Origin of the sequence: Devosia sp., from assembly GCF_040509215.1 — a bacterium.
Taxonomy (GTDB): Bacteria; Pseudomonadota; Alphaproteobacteria; order Rhizobiales; family Devosiaceae; genus Devosia.
The window spans coordinates 1-9835 of record NZ_JBEVLL010000335.1 but is presented as its reverse complement, the minus strand read 5'-3'; the positions used below and the strand labels follow the sequence as shown (position 1 = coordinate 9835).

General features: G+C 63.1%; 9 protein-coding genes and 1 pseudogene. 6 read left to right on the top strand and 4 right to left on the bottom strand.

The window, feature by feature from the left end; genetic code table 11:
- From ABW043_RS19085 to ABW043_RS19060, 6 genes and pseudogenes are all read left to right on the top strand, one after another.
- Positions 1-192, top strand: a pseudogene (locus tag ABW043_RS19085) (extracellular solute-binding protein); the annotation flags it as partial.
- A 148-nt stretch (positions 193-340) separates the two neighbouring features.
- Positions 341-1510 (top strand): ADP-ribosylglycohydrolase family protein, encoded by a 1170-nt coding sequence (locus ABW043_RS19080; RefSeq protein WP_353922787.1) that lies wholly within the window; start codon positions 341-343, stop codon positions 1508-1510.
- Between the two features lie 9 nt (positions 1511-1519).
- Positions 1520-3616, top strand: a complete 2097-nt coding sequence (locus ABW043_RS19075) for an ADP-ribosylglycohydrolase family protein (protein WP_353922786.1) — start codon at positions 1520-1522, stop codon at positions 3614-3616.
- Positions 3617-3627: 11 nt separating this feature from the next.
- Positions 3628-4695: an ABC transporter ATP-binding protein gene (locus ABW043_RS19070; protein ID WP_353922785.1), complete on the top strand. Its 1068-nt coding sequence runs from the start codon at positions 3628-3630 to the stop codon at positions 4693-4695.
- Positions 4692-5888 carry a CaiB/BaiF CoA transferase family protein gene (locus ABW043_RS19065; RefSeq protein ID WP_353922784.1) on the top strand — a complete coding sequence of 399 codons (1197 nt, stop codon included), beginning with the start codon at positions 4692-4694 and terminating at the stop codon, positions 5886-5888. The genes ABW043_RS19070 and ABW043_RS19065 overlap by 4 nt, the downstream gene beginning before the upstream one ends.
- Positions 5888-6679: an HpcH/HpaI aldolase/citrate lyase family protein gene (locus tag ABW043_RS19060; protein ID WP_353922783.1), complete on the top strand. Its 792-nt coding sequence runs from the start codon at positions 5888-5890 to the stop codon at positions 6677-6679. Before ABW043_RS19065 ends, ABW043_RS19060 begins: the two co-directional genes overlap by 1 nt.
- Before the next feature lie 203 nt (positions 6680-6882).
- Here the strand turns inward: ABW043_RS19060 and ABW043_RS19055 are convergent, their stop codons facing one another.
- From ABW043_RS19055 to ABW043_RS19040, 4 genes are all read right to left on the bottom strand, one after another.
- The gene (locus tag ABW043_RS19055; RefSeq protein WP_353922782.1) at positions 6883-7695 is read right to left on the bottom strand and encodes an inositol monophosphatase family protein; all 813 of its coding nucleotides are present in this window, start codon (positions 7693-7695) and stop codon (positions 6883-6885) included.
- A complete protein-coding gene (locus ABW043_RS19050; protein WP_353922781.1) occupies positions 7692-8528 on the bottom strand; it encodes a glycerophosphodiester phosphodiesterase in 837 nt (278 codons plus the stop codon). The genes ABW043_RS19055 and ABW043_RS19050 overlap by 4 nt, the downstream gene beginning before the upstream one ends.
- A complete protein-coding gene (locus ABW043_RS19045; protein WP_353922780.1) occupies positions 8525-9565 on the bottom strand; it encodes an ABC transporter ATP-binding protein in 1041 nt (346 codons plus the stop codon). Before ABW043_RS19045 ends, ABW043_RS19050 begins: the two co-directional genes overlap by 4 nt.
- A 78-nt stretch (positions 9566-9643) precedes the next feature.
- On the bottom strand, positions 9644-9835 hold a 192-nt coding region (locus tag ABW043_RS19040), incomplete at its 5' end, for a M20/M25/M40 family metallo-hydrolase (protein ID WP_353922779.1).

Below are 9835 nucleotides of genomic sequence, written 5' to 3'. Positions count from 1 at the left end.
GACAATGCCTTTGTCTGGCCGGCCGAATACGCCGCCGATGTCGATGCGACCGAGCAGGTCTATCGCTCGTGGGTGGCCAAGTTTGTCACTGGCGAAGCCGGGATCGACCAGTGGAATGCGTTTGTCGCCGAGTACAACGCTGCCGGCGGCGAGCGTATGGCCGAGCACGCCCGGACTGTGTTGGGCGAGTAAGGATTGAGGGTAGGCCGCGGGCTTTGTGCTCGTGGCTTACCCCCACCCTCGATCCCTCCCCACAAGGGGGAGGGTGTCGACTGATAGAACGCGGCAAGCGCCGGGTCATAGCCCGGCGACAACTGAAATATAAAGAGTCGGAGTCGACATGACCCCATCCTTCCAGTCCCGCATTCGGGCCATGCTTTATGGCATTGCCCTGGGAGATGCGCTGGGCGCGCCCGTTGAAAAACTGTCGGCGGCGCAGATCAGGGCGCGCTATGGCCGCGTGACATCGGTGATGACGCGCTGGCACAAGATGGACCTGCCGCCCGAACAGCGGAACCACCGGGTGCGCGGCGATGGCATCATCACCGACGATACGATGATGACGCTGGCGCTGATGGATATTTATGCCGATACCGGCCGGCATCTCGACGCCTGGGACATGGCCGATGGCATGGTCAAGCAGATCGCCTGGACGCCGCGCTGGGTGCCGGAATTGCAGCGCGAAGCCATGCTGATCGACCGGCTGTTTTATCCCGAAAAGTGGATTTTCCAGCGGCACCAATTGTCCAATTGCGATCCGCGCCAGGGCGGGATCGGCAATATGGTGAACTGCGGGGCGGCTATGTATATCGCCCCGATCGGGGTCGCCAATGCGGCCAATCCGCGGGCGGCCTATGACGAGGCGATCGCCTTTGCCGCCGGGCATCAGGAAAGCTATGGGCTCGAAGCGGCTGGCGTGACGGCGGCGGCAGTGGCCGCGGCTTTCGTACCGGGAAAAACCATTGAAGGCGTGGTCGAGACCGTGTTGGGGCTCGCCAAAGATGGCACGCGCGACGCCATTGCCGAGATTGCCGATGTGGCCAATCGGTTGCGCGGCAGCGGCGCGGAGCATGCCGAGATTTGCGACGCATTTCACGCGGCCATCGCGCCCTTCTCGGTGATGGGCGACGACGTCAACCACATGCCAGAAAAGGTCGGGCGGCTAACCGATGCCTATCGGCCGAGCCGATTGCAGGCGATCGAGGAATTGCCGCTGGCGCTTGGCTTCTGCCTCCTCAACCAAGGGAATTTCCGCACCTCGATCGAGGACGGGATCAATTCGGGGCGCGACACCGATTCCATCGGCGTCATGGCCGGCGCCATTTTGGGCGCGCTGCATGGCGAGGCCGTTATCGACGCAGCCGATCTCGCCCAGCTCAATTCGGCCAATCGCCTTGATCTCATGAATTCGGCTGACGCCTTTGCGGCGACGGCTTCCAAAATCATTGCCGCTGATCGCGCCGCTGCCCGCGCCCGCGAAGAGGCCTTTGCTCAACTCAATCTCGCCTGAAAGTTGCCCATGCTCTCCGAACAACAAATCCTTGAAAAGATCTATGCCGGCTTCATCGCCAAGGCCATCGGCGTGCGGCTTGGCGCGCCTGTGGAGCCGACCATCTGGAGCTATGATCGCATCCAGAAGACCTATGGCGAGGTGACGGAATATCTCCGCGATTTCAAGAATTTTGCCGCTGACGACGACACCAATGGCCCGGTCTATTTCATCCGCGCGCTGCGCGACTATGGGCTCGATTGCACGGCCGAGGATGTGGGCAAGACCTGGCTCAACTATGCGGCCGAAGAGCATGGCATGTATTGGTGGGGCGGGTTTGGCGTTTCGACCGAGCACACCGCCTACAAGAACCTGCAGGCCGGCATTCCGGCGCCGCATTCGGGCTCGATTGCCACCAATGGCACGACCGTGGCCGAGCAGATCGGCGGGCAGATTTTCATCGATAGCTGGGGCTGGGTGAACCCGGGCAATCCCAAGCGCGCGGCCGAAATGTCGGCCATGGCGGCTTCGGTGGCGCATGATGGCGATGGGCTCAATGGCGCGCGGTTCTGCGCGGCGGCGATCGCGGCGGCTTTTGAAGCCAAGAGCATCGACGAGATCATCGAGACGGCGATGGCTGAGATCGATGCCAACTCGACCTACGCAAAAGTTTGCCGGGCAGTGATCGATTTCCATAAGGCGAATCCTGACAATTGGCGGCTTTGCCGCGGCATGCTGACGGCGGACTGGGGCTATGATCGCTATCCCGGCGTCTGCCACATCATCCCAAATGCCGGCGTGACCATCATGTCGATCCTTTATGGCGCAGGCTCCCTGCCCCGCACGGCCGAGATCGCCACCATGGCGGGCTGGGATACCGATTGTAATGCGGGCAATGCCGCGGCCATCGTCGGGACGTTCCAGGGGCTCGATGCGGGCTGGGATAAGTATCGCAAGCCGATCAGCGACTTTCTGATTGCTTCGGGCATCGTGGGCTCGATCAATATCGTCGATATTCCGAGCTTTGCGCGGGAGCTGACGGTGCTGGCGCTGCAACTTGCCGGGCGCGATGTGCCGGCGCTGTGGCTGGAAGATTTTACGCGGCGCGGGCTGCGGTTCGATTTCGACCTGCCGGGTTCGACGCATGGTTTCAGGACCGAAGGCTTCAATCAGATCAGCCTGAAGCACTCGGACGAGCGGCATGTCGAGGGGTCGCGCGGGTCGCTGGAGATCCAACTCGATCGGCTGGAGCGCGGACAGGGCGGGCGGATTTTCTGGAAGCCGTTCTATCGTCGTAGCGATTTTGACGACGAGCGCTATCGCCCGATGTTCTCGCCGGTGGTTGACGCAGGCCAGGTCGTCAAATTCAAACTCTGGCTCGATCCGTGGAATGGTGACGGCAATCTGCGTATTGCGCCCTATGTGCGTCGCGCCATGAGCGGGACCATCGAGGAAACCGGCGCGTGGCATGTGCCTTCCCATGATGGCTGGCAGGACTATGAATTTGTCGTGCCCGATGGTGTTGAGGCGATCGACGAGATCGGCATTTCGGTCGAGTATTTTGGTCGGCTAAAGTTCCTCGGGCGCCTGTTCCTTGCCGATTTTAGCGTGTCGGGACCGGGGCATCTGACGATCGATCCGGCGACAGAAATCCAGGAATGGGGCGCGATTTCGCGCTTTACCTGGAACCGTGGGCACTGGACCAAGCAGTTTGGCCGCATCCATGGCCATGCGTCGAGCGATGCCGATATGTGGACCGGGCATTATTATAGCCGCGATGTGACGGTGTCGGCCGATCTCGAAGCGCTGGCCGGGCAATCGCAACTGGTGACGGCGCGTGTGCAGGGCACGGGGCGGTTCTATGCGGCTGGGTTCCAGAACGGCGAAGCGGTCATTGTGAAGCATGACTTTGGGCAGACGGTGCTCGCGAGCGTGCCGTTCAAGCCGGAAGCCGGGCGCGTCTATCGCGTGGAGCTTACTGTTGAGGGCGACAAGCTGGCGCTATCGATCGACGGCAAGGCGCTGGCTTCGGCGGCGGACAAGACCTTTGCCTATGGCATGTCCGGGCTGCGGCTTGGATCGGCGGGCCGCATGGCGGTTGACCGCTTTGCCGTGACGGAAAAGTAGGAGGCAGAAAAATGCCGGAAATCGAACTCCGCAATGTCAGCAAGAACTATGGCGGCGTGACGGTCATCAAGGACCTGTCGCTCACCATGGAAAAGGGCGAGTTCGTGGTGCTGGTCGGGCCCTCGGGCTGCGGCAAGTCCACGCTATTGCGCATGATTGCCGGACTGGAGCCGATTTCCGGCGGCGAGATCACCATTGGCGGCAAGGTGGTCAACAACATGCCCGCCAAGGAGCGGGACCTTGCCATGGTGTTTCAATCCTATGCGCTCTATCCGCATATGAAGGTGGCCGACAATATGAGCTTTGCGCTGCGGCTGGCTGGTGTGTCGAAGGCCGAGCGCGACAAGCGCGTCGCCGAGGCGGCGGCGATCCTGGGGCTTGAAAACCTGCTTGATCGATTGCCCAAGGAGCTGTCCGGTGGGCAGCGGCAGCGCGTCGCCATGGGGCGCGCCATTGTGCGCAACCCGCGGGCGTTTCTGTTCGATGAGCCGCTGAGCAATCTCGATGCGAAACTGCGCGTGCGCATGCGCGGCGAGATCAAGGCGCTGCATCAGCGGTTGGGCAAGACCACGGTCTATGTGACGCACGACCAGACCGAGGCCATGACCATGGCCGACACGATTGTGGTGCTCAATGGCGGCAAGATCGAACAGGCTGGCGCGCCGCTCGAACTCTACAATGATCCCAACAATCTCTTTGTCGCGGGCTTTATCGGTTCGCCGGAAATGAACCTGCTTGAGGTTTCAACGCTCGGGCCTGATGTCTCGAGTGTGGCCCTGGCGGGCGGGGAAAAGCTCCCAATTCCCCGTCCGTTGCCGCTGCCGGCGGGCACGCCTGTGATCTACGGCATCAGGCCCCAGCATATCGGGCTGGCTGCGGGCGGCGTTGCCGCCGAAGCGCTGGTGGTGGAGCCGACGGGCGAAGCGCAGGAAGTGCGGGCGCGGATTGGACAGACGGAGATCAGCGTCGTTATTCGCGATGCGGAGCTGCTGTCGCCGGGCCAGAAGATTGGCCTCGGGATCGATCCGGCAAAGGTGCTGGTGTTTGACAAGGCGAGCGGGGAAAGGCTCGACCGGTGAATTTTGCGCAGCTTCGGTTTGATGGCACGGCGACGGGGCCGCTGGAGGGCATTCGCGTTGTCGATCTGTCGCGGCTGATGGCGGGCAATATGCTGAGCCTGCAGCTTGGCGATTTCGGCGCCGATGTCATCAAGGTGGAGCCGCCCGAGGGCGATCCGCTGCGCGACTGGAAGGAGGATGGGCACTCCTTTTTCTGGAAGGCCTATGGGCGCAACAAGCGGTCGATCTGTCTCAATCTGCGTGAGGCGGCGCAGATGGATGTGCTGCTGAAATTAATCGATACGGCCGATGTGTTCATCGAGAATTTTCGGCCGGGGACGCTCGAAAAGATGGGGCTCGCGCCGGAGACCTTGCTGGAGCGCAATCCGCGACTGGTCGTGGTGCGGATTTCGGGGTTTGGGCAGACCGGGCCCTATGCGCATCTGCCGGGGTTTGGGACCATCGTTGAGGCAATGAGCGGCTTTGCGGATCGGACAGGGTTTCCGGATCGCGAGCCGGTGCTGCCGCCTCTGGCGCTGGCTGACATGATTGCGGGGGTCTATGGCGCTTCCGCGACGATGACGGCGCTTTATGCCCGCGATGTGCGGGGTGGAAGGGGACAGGTGATCGATCTGTCGCTGCTCGAATCCATGTTTTCGGTGCTGGGGCCCGAGGCTGGGATTTTTGCGAAAACTGGAAAAATCAAACAGCGGGTGGGGAGTGCGTCGAACACGGCCTCGCCGCGGAACGTCTATCGCTGTGCCGATGGGGGCTTTGTTGCGCTGTCGGGCTCGACGCAGACGGTGGCGCGGCGGATTTTTGAGATTATCGGGCGGCCGGACATGAATGACGATCCGCGCTTTGCGAGCAATTCGGATCGGGTGAAGCACCGCGATCTGGTGGATGCGGCGATTTCCGAGTGGTTTGCGACGCGGACCCGGGATGCCGCCTTGGCGGAAATGCGGGCGGCCGGGGCGACGGTGGGACCGGTCTACAATATCGGCGATGCCATGGACGACGCGCATTTTCAGGAGCGCGAAATTGTCGTGGCGCTTGAAGATGAAGAGTTTGGCGATATGCCAATGCACAATGTCTTGCCGCGACTTTCGGGGACGCCAGGAGGATTTCGGCGGCCGGCTCCGGGGCTCAATGAGCATGGAGACGAATTGCTGACTGAACTGGGGTTTGACGGAGAATTCCGGAGGGTCGCCTGATGCGTTCGCTGCTCTACGTGCCGGCCGATCAGGATCGGTTCATTGCCAAGGCGCATTTGCGGGGGGCGGATGCGGTTATTCTTGATCTTGAGGATGCAGTGCCCGAGGAACACAAGGATTTTGCGCGGGGGAATCTGGCCGGGGCGGTGAAGAGCCTGCGGCAGGGTTCGGGCGCTGTGGCGGTGCGGGTCAATTCCGGGTCGGAGGCGGATGTTGCGGCGGCGCTGACGGCGGGGGTGGACTGGTTGGTCTTCCCCAAGGCCAATTCGGTTGCTGTCGTGGATGAACTTGATGCGATGATGCGGCGGCATGGCGGGGCTGATGTTCCCGTGCTGGCGACGATTGAAAGTCCGGCGGGGGTGCTGGATGCGGCGGCGATTTGCCGGCATCCACGGCTGGCTGCGATCAATCTAGGTAGTGAGGATTTTGCGCTGGAGCTGGGCGGGGTGCCGGACCCGGATGTGCTGCGCATGCCGAAACTGCTGGTGCATTATGCGGCCAAGGCGGCGGGAAAACGCTCGCTGGGGTTGCTGCGGTCGATTGCCGACTATGCGGATACGGAGGCGATTGCCGAGGCGGCGCGGGAGGCGCGGCGGCATGGGTTTGATGGGGCGACCTGTGTGCATCCTTCGGCGGTGCCGCTGTTGAATGAGGCTTTTGCGCCGAGTGTGGCGGAGATCGAGTGGGCGCGGGCGGTGATGGCGACCGAAGGGACGGTGAGCCTTGATGGGAAGATGATCGACAAGCCGTTGCGCGATCGGGCGGCGGCGATTTTGCGGCAGGTGGGGTAGGACTCCTCCCCGGTTCCGAAATGGAGATCCCCGCTTTCGCGGGGATGACACGGTGGTTGTTTAGGCGTCGATGCCCGAACGGTCGTCATTGCCGGGCTTGTCCCGGCAATCCATCTCGCCTCCGCATGGACCACCGGGACAAGCCCGGTGGTGACGATGGAGGGGAGACGTTGGGGCTCTCGGGCCGGCTCCAGTCGGAGGCCTCAGGCGGCCGGATTCTTCTGCGGTACGTCGCGGAGGTGGTCGAGGAGATAGGCGTGGGTCGACTTGTTGGCGACGACCAGGACGCCGGTTTTTTCGAAGGTTTCCGGGCCGCGGCCCCACCAGTCGGTGACCACGCCGCCGGCTTCTTCCACCAGCAGAATGCCGGCTGCCGTGTCGACAAAACCGGTTTCTTCAAAATAGCCGGTCAGGCGGCCGCAGGCGACCCAGGCGCAGGAATTGGCGGCGCTGCCGACGATGCGGACGGCGCCGATGGGGGCGCGGATGGCGTCGAGGCGGGCGTAAGCGCCTGGATGTAGTGAGAGATTTGGCGTGGGCAGGCCGGTGCCGACGCACATCATGGCGACGTCGGTCGAGCGGCTAACATGGAGGCGCTCGCCGTTGAGGAAGGCGCCCTGCCCTTTTACGGCGGTGAACATCTCGTCGGCGACGGGATCGTAGACGAGGCCGCACACCGTCTCGTTGCCACGGCGCAGGGCGATGGTGATCGTATAGTGCTGGCCATTCAAGAAGTTAGTGGTGCCGTCGATGGGGTCGACAAGCCAGCGATGGGTTTCGTCGTCGCGCTCGGCGGGGGCGAATTCTTCCCCCGTCAGACCCCAGGGATAACGGGACAGCAGGCGGTCGCGGATGAGGGTTTCGGACTCGCGGTCGGCATCGGAGACGAAGTCGCCGGGGCCTTTTACGCCGATCTCGAGATCGCGAAAACGCTTGAAGTGTTCGAGGGTCAGCGCACCGGCTTCGCGGGTGGTGGCGACCATGTCGGCGAGAATAGCGTTGTAATCGTGAGTCATTTTTCGAGGGCCGCCTTCAGCCCCTCGGGATCGTCGGTGGTGATCTGATCGACTTTGAGCGCCAGGAGGCGCCGGACTTTGGGGATTGTCGTGTCGTCGACAGTGCGGATGGTCCAGGCGTCGATGCGCCGACCGGCAGCGTGGATGGGGGCGACGATGTCAAAGCCCGCGGCATCGGCTTCGAGGACGATGTCGTAGGCGAGGTAGATCATTTCGGCATCGGGCGCGGTTTTGAGCGCGTCGTTGATGAAGGTTTTGAAGTCGCCCGTGGCTTTCAAGCGAGCGAGAGATTCGCCGTAGCAGGGGTCGTAGCCGGTGCGCAGATTGGGGGCCGAATTCGCTAGCAGACTGATAGCGTGGAAGTCACCGCCCGAGAGAATGAGTGAACGCGCGACGGGGCCGACGGTGGCGCCGAAATTGGCGATCACTTCGGGCGTCAGGGCGGCGGAATCTTCCTTGAAATCAAGCTGCAGCAGCGCATCGGGATGCGGCTGGTTCTGCGCGAGGAGGGCGCAGAGATCTTCAAGCAGCATCACCTTGTCGGCGATGGGATGCCCGTCGGTGCCGCGCAGGTGCAATTCGCGCAGAACTGCGGCCGGCGTTTTGCGCACAAGGCCGGACCCGGTGGTCTCTTCCTCGAGCGAGAAGTTATGGAGGATAGCACAGCCGTGGTCAGCGTGGATAACCAGGTCCACCTCGACGCTGGCGCCGAGGCGCATGGCTTCGAGAATGCGGCTGCCGGTGAAGACAGGGTCCGACGCCGTGCGGCGGCCGCGATGCCATTTGAGCCAGGTGCGGTGACCGCCCTGCTCCAGATAAAGCGGATCGCTCATACTTCGCTCCGGAAAATCTGGGCGTTGTCGCGGTAAGCGGCGACGGCGCGGGGCACGAGATTGACGCCCTGGCCGTGGCTGAACTGGCCGGGGTGGTTCACCATGGCTTTTACGCGCGTGCCATCGGGCAGGTTGAGATCGAGGAGACCATGGGTGCCATAGTCGGTGACGCGATGGACCTTTGCGGCGCCGGGTTCGGCGGCAACGAGGTCGAGCGCTTCGGGGCGAATGGCCAGGGTTGCCGGGCCGTCGGCGACGGCGAGCGGGTGGTTGAAGCTGGCGCGGCTAAAGGTGCCGTTGGCGACGGTGCCTTCGATCAGGTTCATCGTGCCGATGAAGCCGGCGACGAAGGGGGTTTGCGGATCGCGGTAGACGACGTCGGGGCGATCGATCTGCTCAGTGCGGCCATCGCGCATGACGACGATGCGGTCGGCCATGGAGAGGGCTTCGTCCTGACCGTGGGTGACAAAGAGCGTGGTGATGCCGACGCGCTGCTGGATGTCGCGGACTTCTTCGCGCAGGCGCTCGCGCAGGTGCTGGTCAAGGCTGGCAAAGGGCTCGTCGAGGAGCAGGATTTTCGGTTCGAGCACCAGCGAGCGGGCGAGCGCCACGCGCTGCTGCTGACCGCCGGAGAGCTGGGTGACGCGGCGGGTGCCGTAGCCGCCGAGGCCCACGAGTTCGAGCACGGCTTCGACCTTGCGCTTGATCTCGTCGGCCGGCAGGCGGCGCAGCTTCAGGCCAAAGGCGAGGTTCTTGAAGACGTCCATATGGGTCCAGAGCGCGTGGCTCTGAAACACCATGCCGGTGGGACGCTTTTCCGGCGGCATGTGGGTGATGTCCTGGCCGTCGATGGTGATGAGGCCGGAAGTCGGCTGTTCGAAACCGCCGACCATGCGGAGGAGCGTCGACTTGCCCGAACCCGAGGGACCGAGGAGGCAGACGAGTTCGCCATCCGCCACTTCGAGCGAGAAGGAATCCACGGCCTTGGTGCCGCCGGGGAAGAGCTTGGTAACGTCTTTGATAGTCAGAACGGACATTTTTATTCCTTCACCTCTCCCTTGAGGGAGAGGTCGGCGCACAGCGCCGGGTGAGGGGGCCTTCACTACGCTCGAAAGTCACGAGACGATCTCCGCCGTCTCAACCACCGCGTGCAGCAGCACATCCGCCCCCGCGGCCGCCCATTCCTTTGAGATGTTCTCCGCCTCGTTGTGGCTGAGCCCACCGACGCAGGGGCACATGATCATCGTTGCGGGCGCGACTTTGGCGGCCCAGCAGGCGTCGTGTCCGGCGCCCGAGATGACGTTCAT